General features: G+C 54.8%; 20 protein-coding genes. 13 read left to right on the forward strand and 7 right to left on the reverse strand.

The annotated features are described in order from the left end of the window. Positions 1-330: 330 nt before the first annotated feature. Positions 331-660: a hypothetical protein gene (locus NTZ04_07050; protein ID MCX5992064.1), complete on the reverse strand. Its 330-nt coding sequence runs from the start codon at positions 658-660 to the stop codon at positions 331-333. Positions 661-846: 186 nt separating this feature from the next. Between NTZ04_07050 and NTZ04_07055 the strand changes: the two genes are divergently transcribed. The 4 genes from NTZ04_07055 to NTZ04_07070 all read left to right on the forward strand — a co-directional run bounded on the left by NTZ04_07055 (position 847) and on the right by NTZ04_07070 (position 4,575). Beyond that, positions 847-1,212 (forward strand): OadG family protein, encoded by a 366-nt coding sequence (locus NTZ04_07055; GenBank protein MCX5992065.1) that lies wholly within the window; start codon positions 847-849, stop codon positions 1,210-1,212. Between the two features lie 310 nt (positions 1,213-1,522). Next, positions 1,523-2,905, forward strand: coding sequence for an SLC13 family permease (locus NTZ04_07060; protein ID MCX5992066.1), 1,383 nt, complete (start codon positions 1,523-1,525; stop codon positions 2,903-2,905). A gap of 88 nt (positions 2,906-2,993) precedes the next feature. Then, entirely contained in the window at positions 2,994-4,016 is a 1,023-nt protein-coding gene (gene ruvB / locus NTZ04_07065; protein ID MCX5992067.1) for a Holliday junction branch migration DNA helicase RuvB, read from the forward strand. 10 nt (positions 4,017-4,026) lie between these two features. Continuing rightward, positions 4,027-4,575 carry an epoxyqueuosine reductase QueH gene (locus NTZ04_07070; GenBank protein MCX5992068.1) on the forward strand — a complete coding sequence of 183 codons (549 nt, stop codon included), beginning with the start codon at positions 4,027-4,029 and terminating at the stop codon, positions 4,573-4,575. Positions 4,576-4,660: 85 nt separating this feature from the next. Here NTZ04_07070 and NTZ04_07075 read toward each other — a convergent pair whose 3' ends face one another. From NTZ04_07075 to NTZ04_07085, 3 genes are all read right to left on the reverse strand, one after another. Further along, positions 4,661-5,485, reverse strand: a complete 825-nt coding sequence (locus NTZ04_07075) for a sulfite exporter TauE/SafE family protein (protein MCX5992069.1) — start codon at positions 5,483-5,485, stop codon at positions 4,661-4,663. Between the two features lie 147 nt (positions 5,486-5,632). Next, entirely contained in the window at positions 5,633-6,580 is a 948-nt protein-coding gene (locus NTZ04_07080; GenBank protein MCX5992070.1) for a transketolase family protein, read from the reverse strand. 1 nt (position 6,581) lies between these two features. Beyond that, complete coding sequence (locus NTZ04_07085) at positions 6,582-7,406, reverse strand: transketolase (GenBank protein MCX5992071.1); 825 nt, start codon at positions 7,404-7,406, stop codon at positions 6,582-6,584. Positions 7,407-7,608: 202 nt separating this feature from the next. On the opposite strand from NTZ04_07085, the gene rimI reads away from it, so the two are divergent. Then, positions 7,609-8,301: a ribosomal protein S18-alanine N-acetyltransferase gene (gene rimI / locus NTZ04_07090; protein MCX5992072.1), complete on the forward strand. Its 693-nt coding sequence runs from the start codon at positions 7,609-7,611 to the stop codon at positions 8,299-8,301. A gap of 27 nt (positions 8,302-8,328) precedes the next feature. On the opposite strand, the gene NTZ04_07095 is transcribed toward rimI, so the two are convergent. Further along, positions 8,329-8,607 carry a 4Fe-4S dicluster domain-containing protein gene (locus tag NTZ04_07095; protein ID MCX5992073.1) on the reverse strand — a complete coding sequence of 93 codons (279 nt, stop codon included), beginning with the start codon at positions 8,605-8,607 and terminating at the stop codon, positions 8,329-8,331. After that, positions 8,604-9,893, reverse strand: a complete 1,290-nt coding sequence (locus NTZ04_07100) for an FAD-dependent oxidoreductase (GenBank protein MCX5992074.1) — start codon at positions 9,891-9,893, stop codon at positions 8,604-8,606. Before NTZ04_07100 ends, NTZ04_07095 begins: the two co-directional genes overlap by 4 nt. Positions 9,894-10,134: 241 nt before the next feature. Here NTZ04_07100 and NTZ04_07105 point away from each other — a divergent pair, with 241 nt between their 5' ends. From NTZ04_07105 to prmC, 3 genes are read left to right on the forward strand one after another with little or no spacing between them, the layout of a single operon-like run. Next, positions 10,135-11,058 carry a dihydroorotate dehydrogenase gene (locus NTZ04_07105; protein MCX5992075.1) on the forward strand — a complete coding sequence of 308 codons (924 nt, stop codon included), beginning with the start codon at positions 10,135-10,137 and terminating at the stop codon, positions 11,056-11,058. Positions 11,059-11,115: 57 nt separating this feature from the next. Then, positions 11,116-12,183, forward strand: a complete 1,068-nt coding sequence (prfA, locus tag NTZ04_07110; GenBank protein MCX5992076.1) for a peptide chain release factor 1 — start codon at positions 11,116-11,118, stop codon at positions 12,181-12,183. Next, positions 12,180-13,034, forward strand: a complete 855-nt coding sequence (gene prmC / locus NTZ04_07115) for a peptide chain release factor N(5)-glutamine methyltransferase (GenBank protein MCX5992077.1) — start codon at positions 12,180-12,182, stop codon at positions 13,032-13,034. The genes prfA and prmC overlap by 4 nt, the downstream gene beginning before the upstream one ends. 39 nt (positions 13,035-13,073) lie before the next feature. Here the strand turns inward: prmC and NTZ04_07120 are convergent, their stop codons facing one another. Then, entirely contained in the window at positions 13,074-13,847 is a 774-nt protein-coding gene (locus NTZ04_07120; protein ID MCX5992078.1) for an MBL fold metallo-hydrolase, read from the reverse strand. Between the two features lie 57 nt (positions 13,848-13,904). On the opposite strand from NTZ04_07120, the gene rtcA reads away from it, so the two are divergent. The 5 genes from rtcA to NTZ04_07145 all read left to right on the forward strand — a co-directional run bounded on the left by rtcA (position 13,905) and on the right by NTZ04_07145 (position 17,239). Continuing rightward, entirely contained in the window at positions 13,905-14,948 is a 1,044-nt protein-coding gene (gene rtcA / locus NTZ04_07125) for an RNA 3'-terminal phosphate cyclase (GenBank protein MCX5992079.1), read from the forward strand. Between the two features lie 241 nt (positions 14,949-15,189). After that, a complete protein-coding gene (locus tag NTZ04_07130; protein ID MCX5992080.1) occupies positions 15,190-15,438 on the forward strand; it encodes a hypothetical protein in 249 nt (82 codons plus the stop codon). Between the two features lie 6 nt (positions 15,439-15,444). Next, complete coding sequence (locus tag NTZ04_07135; protein ID MCX5992081.1) at positions 15,445-15,978, forward strand: hypothetical protein; 534 nt, start codon at positions 15,445-15,447, stop codon at positions 15,976-15,978. A 105-nt stretch (positions 15,979-16,083) separates the two neighbouring features. Beyond that, entirely contained in the window at positions 16,084-16,704 is a 621-nt protein-coding gene (locus tag NTZ04_07140; protein ID MCX5992082.1) for a hypothetical protein, read from the forward strand. Positions 16,705-16,714: 10 nt separating this feature from the next. After that, positions 16,715-17,239 (forward strand): hypothetical protein, encoded by a 525-nt coding sequence (locus tag NTZ04_07145; GenBank protein ID MCX5992083.1) that lies wholly within the window; start codon positions 16,715-16,717, stop codon positions 17,237-17,239. Positions 17,240-17,400: the final 161 nt, after the last annotated feature.

The raw sequence follows: 17,400 nt of genomic DNA on the forward strand, positions 1-17,400 counted from the left end.
CAAGGAGCACTACCAACGCGATTGCAGCAGACAGGCCAATGCGCCGTAAGTCAGAAACCATACGCCTGGGCAGCCTATATTGTTCACTTACTGCCGTCTCAGGTTTCGTGACAACTGCCTGCTTGGGGGAAGCAGTAAATGATGACGGAGGTTGCCCAGCCTCTCTTCTGACTAAAGGTGTGGACGTATCCCGTGCTCTGCGCGTTGATCTACGCTTTCCGTATTTCTTTGGCATAGCCTCCACCTATCGACGATGTAGTCATGGATTCAAGAAGATATGAGATTCCCTTCTACCATTCATGTAGCAAGACCGCCGGGGAAACAGGTTTGCTACCGTAGAGCCACCCTGATGCCCCATACGATAGCACCCATCACCATCTCGAGAAACAAGAGCACAATGGCAGCCATTCCCAATGGGAACGTCGTACCCAATCGGGCGTTCACAGGCACTAACACCAGGCCAAGGGCAAAGAGAATGAGCCCGCCACAGAGCGCGCCAACAGCAGCGCCATGACCCAGAGCAAGGCTCCACATTGCACCGGCCCCGCTGCCGACGAGTCCGAGCAACGCAGCGCCACACACCACTCCTAGTAAAGTGAAGAAAACCCCTTGCCATCGAGGGCCGTATGCCAGGGCGTTTCTTCCGCTGTGACTATACATAGTAGGGCCGCTCCTTTGGTCACCTTCTAAGACGGTTGACTGGGTGTTTAGGTAAGTCTATGATTACTTATATAGTAATACGCGCTGTTTGCCCTGTCAATCTTTCACATCTTCTCCCAAAAAGCGATTGGGATTTCTTCCAAAGTCATAGATGTTCTATAGCACACCAATAGGGCCGCAGAAGGCATGACAAAACAACTTCCAGAAGCGGCAATGCTCGCTCTAATCGGGGCGGTGGTAGTTTTCGCCGGACTTGCCATCTTGATGTTGGCTATCATGGTGCTTAATCGACTGCTGCCAGGCAACAAGAAGAATAAGGAGGAGATAGCACCCGGGATTGTGGAGGGACAGAGTCCTAGCAAGGAGAGTATTGCTGCTATAGCTGTCGCTGTGGCGTTACTGATGGAGGAGCATGAAGCAGCCTCCGCCAGCGAGCATGGCGATGCCCCCGCGCCTCGGCTCATGGTCAGCCCGTGGGCAGCAGCCGGCAGGCAGCAACTAATGCTTTCCAGAAGAAAAGCAGGGCACCAATGGGGAAGATCCTCAAAATAGCGGTTAATGACAGGTCATATACAGTTGAGGCAGGAACCTTTCCGAAGCTCCTGTTATGGTGAAGGTCAATGGTAAGGTCTTTCGGGTAGGGCCAGGAAAGGAAGCTCCCGGAGCCTCCCGCCAGCCTCTGCAGCGCCAGCAGTGGCTTCAGGTCCAGTGCCGTCTTCAGTAGAGCGCGGGCTCCATTGCCGGTCAAAGAGCCAATAGTAGCGGCTGATGGAGCTATGGTGGTGACCAAACATGGGGCAGGGATTGAGCCAGTCGTAGATACAGTCGAAGGCCAAGACTTAGGACAGGGCTATCCAGAGAGATGACCGCAGAACAGATACTCGCCATTATCATCTTTGCCGGCATGTTCATCGCCATCATGTCAGGGAAGGTTCATCGCTACATCCCTGCCCTGATCGGTGGTGCTGCCAGTGCCCTCGTGATTCTCATGCTGACGCACCCTGGTCCGCAGAACCTGTGGCATGTGCTGAGGTTGTACGACTTCATCGATCTCCACTGGTGGTATGGCAAACATGCTGCAGAGGCAGCCTCGGGCAGCGGACTGGAGATCACCGGTGTCAACTGGCAGACCATGGTCTTTATCGGTGGCATGATGGTCATGGTGGAGGGGCTAGCGGCAGTGGGCTTCTTCCGCTGGCTGTGCCTCCTAGTGGCCAAGCTGGTTAACTATCGTGTTGTCCCCATCCTGATCACCTTTATGCTGCTGTCCGGTTTTCTATCCATGTTCATCGACAGCATCACTGTGTTGCTCTTCCTCGCCACAGCAACCATTGAGCTGGCTCGTCTGCTCAAGTTCGACCCCGTGCCAGTAATAATCGCCGAGATATTTGCTGCCAACACTGGCGGCAGTGCCACTATGTCTGGCGATCCTCCCAATATCATCATCGGTACCCATTTCGGCTATACCTTCATGGACTTTATCGTCAATACCGGACCCATCGCCTGGATAGGGATGGTCGCCGCGCTAGGCCTCTTCTACCTCTTCTTTCGCAAGATTCTAGCCCGGCCATCCTCTGACAATTCGGCCACTCTCCCCAGGCAATACCCTGCACCAAGAGAGGCCATCCTTGACCTGCGCCTGTTCAAGATACACACTGCCATCTTCATTCTGGTTATCATCCTGCTGGTCACGCATGCCACCACCGGCCTGTCAGTGGGATTGATCGGCTGCATCGCTGCCTTTCTTACTCTCGTGGCGGCAGGAAAACGGGCAGGTCATATCCTTAGGGGAGTGGACCGGCTTACCCTGTTCTTCTTCCTTGGGCTGTTCGTCTGTGTGGGGGGGCTGGAAGCTACCGGGGTTCTGCAGGAGTTGGCCCATGCCATCGGAAATGCGTCGGGAGGGAGCATCATCATTGCAATCACCTTCATCCTGTGGATTTCGGCTTTTGCTTCTGCAATAATCGACAACATCCCCTTTGCCGCCACCATGGCTCCCGTGATCGGCAGTCTGGCAGCCACTCAGGGATTCGGTCTAAAGACTTTAGCCTGGACGTTGGCATTGGGGACAGACATCGGAGGCAACGCTACTCCCATCGGTGCTTCGGCTAACGTAGTTGGCATAGCTATTGCCGAAAAGGAAGGCTATAGGATTAGCTGGGGCAGGTACTGCAAATACGCCTTGCCAGCAATGCTAATCGTTCTTGCCCTCTGTCACATCTACCTGGTTCTGAGGTATGCCTAGCCCGGACAAGCGGTGTGACATTACCCCTCTTCCTTATTTTGGTGGTTAGGTGCAGAAAACCAGCGTATAATACTGGAAAACGGACGTTATGGAGCGAATAATCTCAGGCAAACCCAAGGAAGATGATATCACCCTAGATACCAGCCTCCGTCCCAGACGCCTTGCTGAGTATATAGGGCAGGATAAAGTCAAAGAGAACATCAAGATATCTATTGCGGCAGCGCAAGCAAGGAAGGAATCTCTAGACCACATCCTGATCTATGGACCACCGGGCCTGGGCAAGACCACCCTGGCTCATATTATTGCCGCCGAGAAGAGGGCCAGCATCAGGGTCACCTCCGGCCCGGCCATAGAGCGCGCCGGGGATCTAGCCGCTATAATAACCAATCTTCACGAAGATGACATTCTATTCATCGACGAGGTCCATCGCCTCCCCAGGATAGTAGAGGAGGTTCTTTATCCGGCGATGGAGGACTTTGCCCTGGATATTGTCATCGGCAAAGGGCCGGGAGCCAAAAGCCTGCGACTTCACCTCCCGCACTTCACTCTTATTGGGGCCACCACGCGCTTCGCCATGCTCAGCCCTCCTTTAAGGGACAGATTTGGTTCCATATATCGACTCGATTTCTATGACCAGCAGGCTATGGAGATAATAGTGAAACGCTCTGCCAATATTCTCAAGATAGAAGCGGATCTAGAAGGGATAAAGGAGATTGCCTGCCGGGCCCGAGGAACACCCAGAGTGGCTAATCGACTGCTCAAAAGGGTGCGGGATTATGCCCAGGTCATGGCAAAAGGAGTGATCACCAATGAGGTAGCTGTCAAGGCACTGGCCAAACTTGACGTGGACAATATCGGCCTGGACGAAATAGACCGCAAAGTGCTGCGGACTATCATCGAGAAGTTCGATGGTGGCCCTGTGGGACTGGAGACAATCGCCGCCTCTATCAGCGAGGAGGCAGATACGATTATGGATGTCTACGAACCTTATTTACTGCAACTGGGTTTTCTGGAACGAACACCGCGGGGCAGGGTAGCCACGCGCCTGGCCCACAAACACCTGGGCCTACCCTACACGAGAGGACAATCCCCTCAGGCAGAATTATTCTGAGACTAATACCATGACTTCTTTGCTCCTCCACACCTGCTGTGCGCCCTGCGCCACTGGCTGTCTTGAACACTGGCAGCAGAAGGGGTTAGAGGTCACCTCTTTCTGGTATAACCCCAATATACACCCCTTTACCGAGCATCAGCGGCGGTTGCAGACCCTGCAGGGATTTTCAGAGAAAACGAATACCCCCTTGATCATCTCCGAAGGCTATGACATTATCGAGTACTTCAGAGCCGTAGTGGAGCACGAAAGAGAACGCTGCAGATACTGCTTTCGGCTCCGCCTTTCTTTCACAGCTTCAATAGCCAAGCTAAAGGGCTACCAGGCTTTCAGCACTACGCTACTCATAAGTCCATACCAAAACCAGCAGATTCTAAAGGAAGTGGGAAATGAGATTGCCCAAAAAGAGGGAATCGAGTTCATCTGTGAGGACTTGAGACCCTGTTATAGTGAAAGCCGCAGGATAAGCAAGGAGCTCGACCTGTACAGACAGAAATACTGCGGCTGCGTCTACAGTGAATGGGAACGGTTCAGCAAAACGAAAATAGACAAGGACTAGCGATTAACCAAAATCAGCATGACAGGAGCCGGATCACTTCGGAATGCAGAGACACCCAGAACCGGGGCTGACCGGCGGCGCTTCACTATGGCCATCCCAGCCAATCAAATGCACCCACCATACTCAGGCCCACAAATAACATCACCACAGAAAAAGCAATCCTCAGTATGTCTCCCTTGAGCCTGTGCGCCATCCACGCACCAACCTGCGTCATGACTATACTGGTCGTTGCCAGACAGATCCATGCAGGAAAATTGAAATAGCCTACGGATTGAGCCGGCAGTCCGGATACACCCAATCCGTTCAGGATATAACCCAATGCCCCCGCACTACTGCTAAACAACATCACTGCTGTCGAAGTGCCCACGGCCCGATGCATCCTGAATTTGAGCACTATTGTCATCACAGGCACCATTATTATCCCACCGCCAATTCCAAGGAGGCCGCTGACCATTCCTAGGAGGAACCCGCAACAAGCCCAAACCAGGGGATTCATATCCGGATCCTCCTCAGCGTCCGATAACTTCGATGTGAGCAGCCTCACGCTGGCAAGAATGACCACTGCCCCAAAAACAACCTTTATCACACTCCCGCTGATGAACCGCGAAGTCAGTGTTGCGCCTAATACTGACCCTGCTGCCGCCGCGATACCAAGAACAATAGCCGCCTTCCACCAGACCGCTCCCCTTCGATGGTGGGCCCATGAACTAAACACAGCCGTGGGGAATATAACCAATAAACTGGTGCCAAAGGCCAGTTTCACTGCTGCATCGGTAGGAATGTCCATACCGGTGAAGACGGCCACCATCACCGGAACCATGATGAAAGCACCGCCAACGCCCAAGAGCCCCTGGCCCAGGCCAACCACCACACCGGTTACAAGCAATATGCCAACAACACCAGGTTCCAAAGCTGTCCTCTAGTCAACCACCACTGAAGCAAACTCGTATTTCGATACGCCTGTAATAAATTGGGGTAACTATAAAAGAGAGAGGATTACGAAAACGATGCCGCTACGATATCAGAGCAGAACGGCCGGAGTCGCCACAAGTCCCAACTATTTCTTCCTGAGAACCGTAGCCTTGACTGCCTTCTCGATCTCAGCCGCAGTCAAGCCATAGCGCTGCAGCAGTTCATCAGGGGTTCCTGATTTGGCAAAGACATCCTTGATAGCTACAAAAGCCATGGGCACGGCCCAGTGCTGGACCACGACCTGAGCCACCTTGCTCCCCAACCCCCCATGTTCCAGGTGCTCCTCAGCCGTAACAATAGCCTCGGTCTCATTAGCTGCCAGAACAATAGCCTCAATATCTAAAGGCTTGATAGTGGACATATTCAGTACCCGGCAGTCAATACCCTGTTGTGAGAGGTTCTCTGCTGCCTCCAGAGCCCTGGCAACCATTAGTCCACAAGCAATAATAGTCGCATCAATGCCCTGTCTCAAAGTCGCCGCTTCGCCCAATACAAATTGATAGTCATCGCCCAAAATAAGAGGAGTCTTAAGACGACCCAAACGTACATAGAAAGGTCCCCTGGTGGCCGCAGCCACCCGAATTACCTGAGCAGTCTCAATAGCATCTGCAGGAACAACAACAGTGAACCCGGGCAGAGAGCAGGCAAGAGCCAGGTCTTCAATCGAGTGGTGAGACAAGCCATCCTCTCCTACACTGATCCCGCCATGAGTAGCGACCACCTTGACATCGTGGCGGGGTTGCGCCACAGACATGCGCAGTTGGTCATAGCAGCGGCCGGTGGCAAACACAGCAAAGGTACTGGCGAAGGCAATCTTCCCCGAAGCAGCCAACCCGGCGGCAATGCCTATCATATTCTGCTCGGCAATACCGCAATCAAAGAAACGGTGGGGGAATTCTCTGGCGAAGAACTGGGTCATGGTTGACTTCGAGAGGTCAGCATCAAGAACAACGATGTCCGGGTTCTCTTTGCCTAAAGCCACCAAAGTCTTGCCGTAGACTTCTCTGGTAGAGGACTGTTCCCTGACTTTCACTCTAGGCCAATTCCTTCAGCGCTCTCTCTGCTTCCTCCGGCGTGGGGGCCTTGCCATGAAAGTCCACATTGTTCTCCATGAAGCTTACCCCCTTGCCCTTAATAGTATGGGCAATAATCGCCGTGGGCTGCCCCTTCACCTTTTCTGCCTGCGCAAAAGCAGCCAGGATCTGGGCCAGGTCATGACCATTCACTTCAATAACATACCAGCCAAAGGCACGCCATTTATCGGGAAGGGGCTCAAGGTTCATCACCTGCCGGTTCCAGCCGTCGATCTGCAGTTCATTATGGTCAATAATAGCCACCAGGTTATCCATCTTGAAATGGGCTGCGGCCATCGCCGCCTCCCAGACCTGCCCCTCGTCACATTCCCCGTCACCCAGAAGGACATATACCCGATAGGTTTGAGAGTTGAGGCGGGCAGCCAGGGCAGCACCGATACCAAAGGACAGTCCCTGGCCCAGGGAACCACAAGTCATCTCTACTCCGGGCGTGCAAGTCTTATCAGGATGGCCCTGAAGCCTGCTATCCAGCTTCCTCAAGGTACACAGCTCTCCTACAGGCATATACCCAGTTTCAGCGAGAGCAGCATAGAGCAACGGCGCAGCATGCGCCTTGCTCAGAATGAACCGGTCACGATCAGCCCAATGGGGCTCCGAGGGTCGATGGCGTAACACACGGAAGAAAAGAGCAGTTACAATCTCTACAGATGAAAGCGAACCACCCGGGTGGCCGCTGCCTGCTGCAGCCGTCATAGTAATAATATGACGGCGCAGAGTTTTGGCTACTGCCTCAAGGTCCTGATTCGTGGTCTGGTCTTTGCCCACAGAAGAGACGGCCTCAGCCGAACTACAGGCTACCGAGGCAGAACGAACACCTTTTGGAATTTCTTGCCCAGCCGTTGCCAGAATTACCTCGCGGAGCAATTATACCTTAACCACTGATCGAGAGACAATAGAAGCACAATGCGGCTGACGTGTCCCCTCCTCAGTGTGGTAAAATCAAAGTCTGCTGCAAGAAAAAGACATTATGGGTTACACTATACGCCGCATGGCGGTTGAGGATATCTCCCAGGTAAGTGGGATTGATCGGGAAGCCTTCCCTACCGAGTGGCCTCCCCCTTCTTTCAAGAGAGAGCTCAATAACCCCTTGATCCGCTACCTGGTTGTCCTGGATGACTCTGTCACCCCGTCCGGCAGCACTGAAGTCACTGAGCACAAGACCAACGGAACATGGGGACGCTTATTGTCCAGAGTGCGCCATCTTCTAGCCACAGGCCATCCCCCCAGCAACTCGAGCATCCCTCCAGACAGAAAGAACATCATTGGCTACGCCGCCATCTGGCTTATGGTGGATGAAGCTCACCTGACCTCCATCGCGGTGCGGAAAACGAACCGCCGGCAGGGCATCGGCGAGTTGCTGCTCATCTCCATTATAAAATTGGCGGTGCAAATGAAGGCCGAGGTAGTTACTCTAGAGACAAGGGTCTCCAATCTGGAAGCCCAGGCACTTTATGACAAGTATGGCTTTAACAGGGTGGGGCTACGCCGCCGCTATTACACGGACAATAGCGAAGATGCCGTCATCATGACCACTGATAAGATAACTTCTCCCTCGTATCAGACGAGGTTTCGAAAACTGGAACGGAACTATATCGAAAGATACGGGACAGCTGCAATGCTAACCACTCCCCCACTCGGCCAGCAGACAGCCTGGCCATAGCCGACTCGGCCTGCAGCATCTTTCCCTCTACCCGTACTCGTAGGATACCCCAAAGTGTCCTCTGGGATAGGACCACTCTATAGCCTCCCGACTACAGGAGATATGACAGCTCCCGCATTCGAGGCAGCCCTCATGGTTGAAGCTGATCTTGCCCTCCCGTGCCTTAAAGCATTCCGCAGGACAGACATAGAGGCAACTTTGCCGTTCGCACTGGCGGCAGATCTCCTCCTTCAGGCGAATATGGGGTTCCGTGTCAACTTCGTATGTGTTGAGTGCCAGCCTTTGCTCTATGGTCATCAAACTCATATCGTTCTCCTGGCTGCCAGGCCGTCCCGAAGCAACTGCCAGAGAGAGACCTTCCCCTTCATCTCTTCCCGGGCCAACTGCCACACGGTCTTCTTCGGTTTCCCATCAACCCTGAATATCTTCTCCGCCAGGCTGCAGGCCAGGCCGGGATAGAGGCTGTAGAGGCGCTGATTCTCCAGGAAGTCGGCAGACTGTTCGAATTTCTTCAAGTCCCGAAGGACAAAACTCTCCGCCAGCAGCTTCTCATACTGAGAGAGTGTCTCTTTGCTGAAATCACCTTTTGCTTTGGCCAGCTTCACCGTCTCCGCCGCGGCCATCCCTGAGGCCAGGGCAAAATTCAGCCCTTCCAACGCCCTGCCTGTCGCCAGCACCAGAGCCGCCGCATCGCCAGTCACCAGCAGACCGTCCGTATATAAACGAGGCACCATCCTCAGGCCGCCGGCAGGTACCAGATGAGCAGAATACTCCACCGTGGTGCCACCTTTGATCAACTCCCTTACTGCCGGGTGTGCCTTGAAACCCTCCAGAAGCTCCACGCTCTTGAGATTGTTCTCAATGAGCGCCTGCAATTGCACCACCACACCCAGAGAAAGGCTCTCCTTGTTGGTGTAGAGAAAACCACCGCCATGAACACCCCTAGTGCAAAAACCCAGGAAGTGCATCGCGGCCCCACCATCGCCAGCCACATTGAAGCGCTCCTCTATAACCTCCCGCCGCATCTTGATGACTTCCTTCACTCCCTGATTAACATTCTCAGGGGAGAGCTTCACACCCAGGCCAGCCTTCCCGGCCATAACGGAGTTAACCCCATCAGCCGCAATGACCACCTCCGCAGGTATCCTATCCCCACCAGCCACTATCCCTACCACCCGCTGACCGTCCCAGAGGAGGTCATCAACCCGAACCCCTGTAATCACCACCCCTCCCGCCTGCTCCACCTTATCGGCAAACCAGCGGTCAAATCTGGCCCGGAGCACCGTGAAACCATCATAGAGAGGCTGATCAAGCCCTGCCGAGTTGAAGTCAATGGATACGGATGTCTTCTCAGAGAGGAAGGTAATTACATGGCGGCTGACATGCCGCTCAACCGGCGCTTCCTTCCAGAATTCGGGGATCAAATCATGGAGAACCGGCCCATAGAGCACGCCGCCGGTCATATTCTTCACCCCGGCGAATCTGCCCCTTTCCACCAGAAGGACCGCCAAACCCCCCTTTGCCAGGGTATAGGCAGCAGCACAGCCAGCCGGGCCGCCTCCCACCACGATGGCGTCAAATCTCTCCTTCATGGCTGATTAAGTATAATAACCGAGCATGCCCGCTGCAAGCCAGCAGGGGGCATGCTCGCGAACCGCCCATAAACTCTGGATTCCCGCTTTCGCGGGAATGACCTTCATTGGGGAATGAAGGGCCTGTCCCTACAGCTGACCGGTATCCGGCGGAATTCTCCATTGATTGATACTTGCAGCCAGTAAGACAAAGCCCTTACAATTACCACACCATGATCGGGATGGTAAGAGAGGTTCACTGATGAATCTGGCTGTCCAGCTAGCTCCTGCCCACCCCCGAGGACTCCTCTTGAAAAACCCGGTGATGACGGCCTCCGGCACCTTCGGCTATGGCACAGAGTACGCCAGTTTCGTTGACACCCGGAGATTGGGGGCTATCGTCTGCAAGGGAACCACCCTCAAGCCGCGTGAGGGAAACCCCCAGCCGCGCATAAAGGAGACCCCGGCCGGCCTGCTCAACTCAATAGGGCTGCAAAACATCGGTGTAGAGGCCTTAATCAAGGAGAAGGCCCCACTCTGGGCCTCATGGCAGGTGCCTGTCATTGTCAATATTGCCGGTGAATCCGTGGATGATTATGCCAGACTGGCCTCCAGATTAGATGGCGTAGCCGGAGTCAGCGGCCTCGAGGTGAATATCGGCTGCCCCAACGTGAAAGCAGGGGGCATGGAATTCGGCAAAGACCCAAAAGCGGCTGCCACCGTGACCAAGGCGGTGAAAGCAGCCACCTCTCTGCCCGTTATAGTGAAGCTGACCCCCAACGTGACGGATATCGTCAAGATTGCCCTGGCGGTGAGCGAGGCCGGTGCCGATGCTGTCTGCCTGATCAACACGTTAAGGGGAATGGCCATCGATACTGACACCCGGAAACCGTCCCTGGGCAACATCTGCGGCGGACTATCCGGGCCAGCCATAAAACCCATCGCCCTGTATATGGTCTATGAGGTCGCCGGGCAGGTGAAGATCCCGATTGTGGGCTGCGGGGGCATCAGCTCCGCTGAGGATGCTCTGGAGTTCATCATGGCCGGCGCCAGTGCTATTGAGGTGGGCACCGCCCAGTTCGCAAACCCTCGTGCTCTGCTCGACGTCCTCGAAGGCATAGAACGATTCATGCAGAAAGAAGGGGTAAACGAACTCTCCGAGATTATTGGCGCGGCCCGGCACTAGCCCCCGCCTACCCTGGGTATGACAAGAGCAAATTGCTATAATTAGATATGGTGAACTATGGATAAGGTATCAGCCAAACTGGAGACTATGGAGAAGCGCTATGAGGAGCTGAACCAGCTCATGGCCTCCGGCACCGGGCAATGGCAGAGCAGCCTGGCTCAGGAGCAGGCTGGCATCGGGCCTGTGGTCTCCAAATTCAGGCACCACAAGAAGACCCTGCAGCAACTGGAGGACACGGAACAGCTTCTCCGGGACAGCCCAGACCCTGAGATGCTGGCCCTGGTGAAGCAGGAGATAGAAGAACTGAAGAAGCGCCGCGACGATCTGATGCAGGACCTCAAGGTATTACTCCTGCCCCGGGACCGCAGCAGTGAGAAGAGCGCCATTGTGGAGATCCGCGCCGGCACCGGTGGGGAGGAGGCAGCCCTGTTTGCTGCAGATCTGTACCGTATGTACTCACGCTACGCCCAGGCGAAGGGCTGGAAGACAGAGATTATTGACACCAGCCACAGCGACCGGGGAGGGTTTAAGGAGATCATCTTCGAAATCTCCGGGAAGAACGCCTTCGGTAGATTGAAGCATGAGCGAGGGGTGCACCGGGTGCAGCGGGTGCCTGCTACCGAAGCCGGAGGACGAATTCACACCTCTACGGCCACCGTTGCCGTCCTGCCCGAAGTAGAGGAGGTGGAGATTAATATCAAACCGGACGACCTGAAAATGGAATTCTTCGCTCGCGGTGGCCCCGGCGGACAGAATGTCAACAAGGTGGCTACCGCCGTGAGAATCCTCCACATCCCCACCGGGCTAACAGTGGTCTGCAATGAGGAGAGGTCCCAGCTTCAAAACCGCACGAAGGCCATGGCGCTGCTGCGTTCCCGCCTGTTCGACAATGAGCAGAGCAAACAGCAAGAGGAAATCACCAAGGAGCGCCACGCCCAGGTCGGCACTGCCGAGAGAGCGGAAAAGATCCGGACCTACAATTTCCCCCAGAACAGGATTACTGACCACCGTATTGGCCTGACCCTCCATAGTCTGCCGGCCATCCTCGAAGGTGCCCTGGATGAGTTGATCGATGCCCTGGCTGCCGATGAGAGAGCAAAGCAACTCGAGGAAGCTTTTGCGTGACCCTCAGGGAAGCACTGAAGCAAGCCGAAGCCGCTATCGCCTCCCGCGGTATTCCTGACGCCCGTATTGAAGCCGAGCTGCTCCTGATGCATTCCCTGGGCATCAGGAAGGCTGAACTATACACCAGGCTGGAGGAGCCACTGCCTCCTTCAAAGGCCGAGATGTTCCGGGGCCTGGTAGAGCAGCGCCTCCAACATGAGCCTGCGGCTTACATCCTGAAGCAATGCCAATTCTACGGGATCGATCTGTACATCGATCCCCGTGCGATCATCCCCAGGCCCGAGACCGAGCTGTTGGTGGAGAATGCGCTGGACTTCATCAAACAACGCTTCCCAAAGGGACAGCTCTGCACTGTGGCTGACGTAGGAACAGGGAGCGGCGCTATCGCCATCGCCCTTGCCTTGCATCTGCCCCAGGCCAGGGTCTATGCCACAGATATCTCGCCTGATGCCCTGGAGGTGGCCCGCATCAACTGCCGCCAGCATGGAGTGGAAAAACAGGTACACCTCCTGATCGGGGATATACTTCAGCCTCTCCCCGAACCGGTGGACGTCATCGTGGCCAATCTGCCTTATGTCAAGGATTCGGATTTGCCCCGGTTGATGCCCGAGATCAGGGATTTTGAGCCAGCCGCTGCTCTGGCCGGCGGTGCAGACGGATTAGACAAGGTACGCCAGTTGCTCTCGCAGGCCGGGCAGAAGCTCCTTCCCCGGGGGGCCATTTTACTGGAGATAGGGCTTGGACAGGGGCAGGCAGCCCTGGCCCTGTCCAGGAAACACTTCCCCGATAGCAGGATAGACCTGATCCCTGACCTTGCGGGTATTGACCGGGTCTTAAAGGTACTGACTTAGATACCGATTGCCCCTGAATTCAAAGGCATAGATTCCTGTCTATCCCAATTCCGCCAGGTCAAACCTCATGCCGTCTCTGGCAGCAATCACGCGGACACCGGTCTCCTCAGAGAGCCGTTGGGCCACTTCCCAGGGCTTAGCCCGCCACATGGTCATTCCGAAATGATTCAGGATGGCCACTTTTGGCTTGAGGTTCTTAATGATCTCGCTGGCATCCGGGACTGACAGGTGGTCAAAGGGGCCGCCCGGCTCCAGCCTGACCACGTTGAGGATAAGAAGGTCAGCCTTGTAATGTTGGCAGAGTTCATCGAAGTAGCGCGTATCTACAAGGCAGGAGATAGTGTGATTGCCAGCATTGAATACTATGCCGTAGGTCTCCACCGGGTGGCGGTGTCTCAACGGGGTGTGAAAAGAGACACCATCGACGTGATAGCTTCCCCCCTCCTGAAGTATCTCGATGCGCTCCAGGAAGGGCCGCACATACTGCAGGACCACCGGGTCATTGTCGAGGGCATCCCTGGGAGCAAAGAGCACTCCTCCCGGCCGAAAGCCGCCTTCGGTCATGGCTTCGATCATAACGTTGACATCGCCTGAATGGTCCAGATGCTTGTGAGAGAGGATGATGGCTTTCAGCTTCGTAGCCTTGAGCTTGCGCCTGGCTGTTTGAACAATGGTTCCGGGGCCGGGGTCGAGCAATATCTCCGTACCTCCGAAATCAAACCAGAGTCCCCCTGAAGCCAGTATCTGGCTGGCCACCATTATCCTGGCACCGGCCGTGCCCAGGAAGGTAATCCCATAGTCAGACTGCTGCAATGTTTATCCTCCTCTTCTGTTATCATTCAGTATATAACAGGGCAGATCGGCAATACCATGATCCAGATAGACGGCTCAGAGAAATCGGGCTCCGGCACCATTGTGCGTCTGGCGGCAGCCCTGTGTACCATCCTCGGCCAGGAATTGCACCTGTGGAATATCCGGGCCAAGAGGGACAAGCCAGGACTAAGGCCACAGCATCTCCAGGTGGTGCTGGCCTGTGCCCAGATGTGCCACGGCAAAGTGGAAAAGGCAGAGGTGGGGTCGCACGAGATAATCTACAGGCCAGGCAAACAGCTAGTGGGTGGCGTCTACGAGTGGGATATCGGCACTGCCGGCTCTACCACCATGCTGGCCATGAGCCTGGTACTGGTGGGGTGCTTCGCCGACAAACCCTCTACCTTCAGGATCTCCGGAGGCCTCTTTCAGGACTTTGCTCCCTCGGCTTACCACATGCAGCAGGTGCTGTTTCCGCTTTTGCGGAGGATGGGAGCCAGTGCCGAACTTGAGGTGAAGAAGCCTGGGTATGTGCCCGAGGGCAAAGGCGTTATTGAGGTGAAGGTCAAGCCAGCCGAAGGCAGGCTCAGGCCGTTGGTCCTGCCTCAGCAGGGGAAGGTAACAGGCATTAAAGGCATTGCCCTTTCCTCGCACCTGGCAGAGCAGAGGGTCAGCCAGAGAATGGCCGAGGAGTGCCGCAACAGGCTCAGGGAGGATAGCTACCACGCCGACATAGAATCAAGACACGACACCCAGGCTAATCAGAAAGGGGCTATCCTCAGCATATGGGCCGAAACCGACAGTGGCTGCCTCATCGGCTCCGACAGAGCGGGCAGAAGGGGAAGGAGTTCAGAGGAGATCGGCCGCTATGTGGCCGGAAACCTGCTCCAGGATTTGAAGACAGGGGCCACCGTGGATCGGTATGCGGCAGACCAGCTGATCCCTTATTGTGCCGTCGCCAGTGGCCCCAGCGAATACGTTATTCCAGCCATAACAGAGCATGTGGAGACAAACCTCTGGCTGGTGCACCGGATTATGGGTTCCAGTACTAGCCTAGAGAACAATCATGTCAGGATACAAGGTCACCAACAATCACTTCGATAACATTGGTAACCTGCGATGCTTCCTCACCAGACTGAGATCGCACAGGCGGGACAGAAATCCACGCACCCAGTGCATGGTACAGTCCAGTCAAAATGAAGGCCCCGACAGTTGTTTACAATCGGGGCCACGGACTCAGGCGAGGTAGCGCCCAAGTACAGGCCTATACTGTAGCACACCAGCCTGCCAGGATGCAAGAAAGCGAATATGCCACATTCTGACCTATTGCCTCTCTTAGGCTGAAATGCCAAAGCGAGCTCGATTCAATTGCCTGCCAGCGGTTGGCAGTGTCCTCTTGGAGAGAAGAATCGTTCCTGGAATCAGAAATGAATACGAGTGGATCGATTTCGGCCACCGTTCGACGTATGGTCTCCGCTGGCCGTTGGTGAATATTGTCTCGTTCTTAGGTCTCTGGCTGCTGGCCCTTGTTTTTTCTGCTGGAGCATGGTATAAGCATTTAATCATAGACGATAGACGTCTCATCAAGAGGTGATAGACAATGAAAGTAACGTTCGACAAAAGCGCCGTGAGCGATGAGAGGGTGAGGAAAGACGTCGGTGAGTTTTTGGAAAAGGTCGATACCCTTGAGAAGGTGAATGATCAGATGGTAGTCATCCATCAGGATGGCAAGGACCAGGGTTACTACATTCGTTGCTCGATTTCGGCCACCGATGTTGCGTCTCTTTTGGATCTCGGTGCCCGTCTAAACCCAGCTAGCCCCGAGAGTTACAGGGCGAACAGGGATCTCCGCTTGCAGCACAAGACGTATGAACGCATGCGGGCAGATGCGAAGATGGGGCGTGAGTTCAGTGACATCATAGTCGAGTTCAATACGACATACTGCCCAAAGACGCCACTGAAGGTGTGGGGTGGTCAGCATAGGTCGAAGGCCATTCAGGACGCAGTGGAAGCTGGTTCTTCTCGCTACCATGGGTTCAGTGTCTACTTTTGCCTGTCGAAAGAGCAGCGGGCCGAGCTGGCCCTAGTGTCCAATACAAACATAGACGTATCTAACGACTTGTTTGATCGCTAGGTCGAAGAGACACAGGTTGGCCCTGAGCTTCGTAAGTGGTGCGTGGAGGTTGGCCTGCTGAAACAGGGGGAGGATTTTCCTGACCAAGGCTCGAGATCGGAGCGAGTGACCGTGCAGTCTGCGCGCACCTTCGTAGTAAACTTCTACAAAGGCAAGGAGAGGGGCCAGCAGCTGACTGGTGATCAGTTGGGCAAGAAGGTATACGAGCCCTACCTGTGCGGCTCAGGGCCATTCTTGGATCAGAACTACGCGAGCCTTGTCTCTCCAGACGGCGTGAGTCCATGGAAGGACGAGGCTCTGAAGAAGGCTGGGAGAGCGTTTGCTGAACTTCATCGTGCTCAGTATGAGGCAATCAAGAAGAGTAAGTCTAGGCGGAAATCGTTCCGCAGCAAGTGCCTGACCGATTCGGTTCTTTCGGCCTGGAGCTACGTGGCTGGCCTACTGCAACCCCACCCTGCGAGGCTGCAGAACCACCTCATCATTCCAAAGCCTCCGAAGGGGGCGCCAGACCCTCTCAATGCGGCAGAGATGTCGACGTTCAAACATGACCAGGACGTCCGGACTTATAGGGGACTGGGCACGAGATCGGCGCTCAAGGACCGGCAGAGAATGGCTCAGGTCTTCTTGTCAAGAAGCCAGTACTCGAACCTTTTGCTGGATAAGTTCCTCCTCAATAAGGCGGTGAGCACTGTGGTGGGGTTGAAGGTTCTGGAAAAGGGGTATTGAGCATAGGCCTATGCAGTTCGAAGAGTATCTTGAAACCGCAGAGAAGTTCCATGAACTTGCGTGCAACGAGCCACCTGAAGGCACTGGGAACCGTTACGTAGTAGCATCTGTGCTCTTCTCATGGATAGCAATGGAGGCCTTTGTAAATCATATGATGGAGGACTTTGCTGCTATTCCGCCTGAGTTGTTTACAGTTCATGAGCGGGGGTTCCTACAGGAGAGAGAGGTTGAGTTCTCAATGACAGGGGATACGCTTGGTCAGTTTGTCATCAAGAACTCAAGAAAATACCAGAATATTGGGAACAAAATAGCGTTTCTTATTGCCAGGTTCAGCCCAGGTACGAAGATAGACAAGGGCTCCACATTCTGGCAGAGGTTTGAAGCAGCAAAGGGTGTGAGAGATGCACTCTCGCATCCCCGAAAAGGAGTGGACACAAGCATTTCACCTGAGGAGGCATGGCAGGCCTTGGAAGTGGCGAGAGACGTGATAAGGTTCTTGGGCATAAAAGTGTGGGGAAAGACAATTGAGGTTTAGAGGAGTAGGGTGGGCTGCGCCCCATAAGCGCTAACTTAGTATGCATGGTAGTTTCTGCCGCAGTGACTCTACCTGTGATAGACGTTTGCGCGGGGGCTCCCTAAGACGCCATGATATGTAATCCCACTTGTTTAGGCATTCAACCAGTCTTAGCGCCGGAT

This window comes from Chloroflexota bacterium (genome assembly GCA_026389585.1).
Taxonomy (GTDB): domain Bacteria; phylum Chloroflexota; class Dehalococcoidia; order UBA2247; family RBG-13-53-26; genus JAPLHP01.

Excerpts from the sequence above, each read along its gene's own strand:
- NTZ04_07050 (MCX5992064.1), bottom strand. The coding sequence starts at position 660 with ATGTATAGTCACAGCGGAAGAAACGCCCTGGCATACGGCCCTCGATGG.
- NTZ04_07055 (MCX5992065.1), top strand. The coding sequence starts at position 847 with ATGACAAAACAACTTCCAGAAGCGGCAATGCTCGCTCTAATCGGGGCG.
- NTZ04_07060 (MCX5992066.1), top strand. The coding sequence starts at position 1,523 with ATGACCGCAGAACAGATACTCGCCATTATCATCTTTGCCGGCATGTTC.
- ruvB (MCX5992067.1), top strand. The coding sequence starts at position 2,994 with ATGGAGCGAATAATCTCAGGCAAACCCAAGGAAGATGATATCACCCTA.
- NTZ04_07070 (MCX5992068.1), top strand. The coding sequence starts at position 4,027 with ATGACTTCTTTGCTCCTCCACACCTGCTGTGCGCCCTGCGCCACTGGC.
- rimI (MCX5992072.1), top strand. The coding sequence starts at position 7,609 with ATGGGTTACACTATACGCCGCATGGCGGTTGAGGATATCTCCCAGGTA.
- NTZ04_07095 (MCX5992073.1), bottom strand. The coding sequence starts at position 8,607 with ATGAGTTTGATGACCATAGAGCAAAGGCTGGCACTCAACACATACGAA.
- NTZ04_07100 (MCX5992074.1), bottom strand. The coding sequence starts at position 9,893 with ATGAAGGAGAGATTTGACGCCATCGTGGTGGGAGGCGGCCCGGCTGGC.
- NTZ04_07105 (MCX5992075.1), top strand. The coding sequence starts at position 10,135 with ATGAATCTGGCTGTCCAGCTAGCTCCTGCCCACCCCCGAGGACTCCTC.
- prfA (MCX5992076.1), top strand. The coding sequence starts at position 11,116 with ATGGATAAGGTATCAGCCAAACTGGAGACTATGGAGAAGCGCTATGAG.
- rtcA (MCX5992079.1), top strand. The coding sequence starts at position 13,905 with ATGATCCAGATAGACGGCTCAGAGAAATCGGGCTCCGGCACCATTGTG.
- NTZ04_07130 (MCX5992080.1), top strand. The coding sequence starts at position 15,190 with ATGCCAAAGCGAGCTCGATTCAATTGCCTGCCAGCGGTTGGCAGTGTC.
- NTZ04_07135 (MCX5992081.1), top strand. The coding sequence starts at position 15,445 with ATGAAAGTAACGTTCGACAAAAGCGCCGTGAGCGATGAGAGGGTGAGG.
- NTZ04_07145 (MCX5992083.1), top strand. The coding sequence starts at position 16,715 with ATGCAGTTCGAAGAGTATCTTGAAACCGCAGAGAAGTTCCATGAACTT.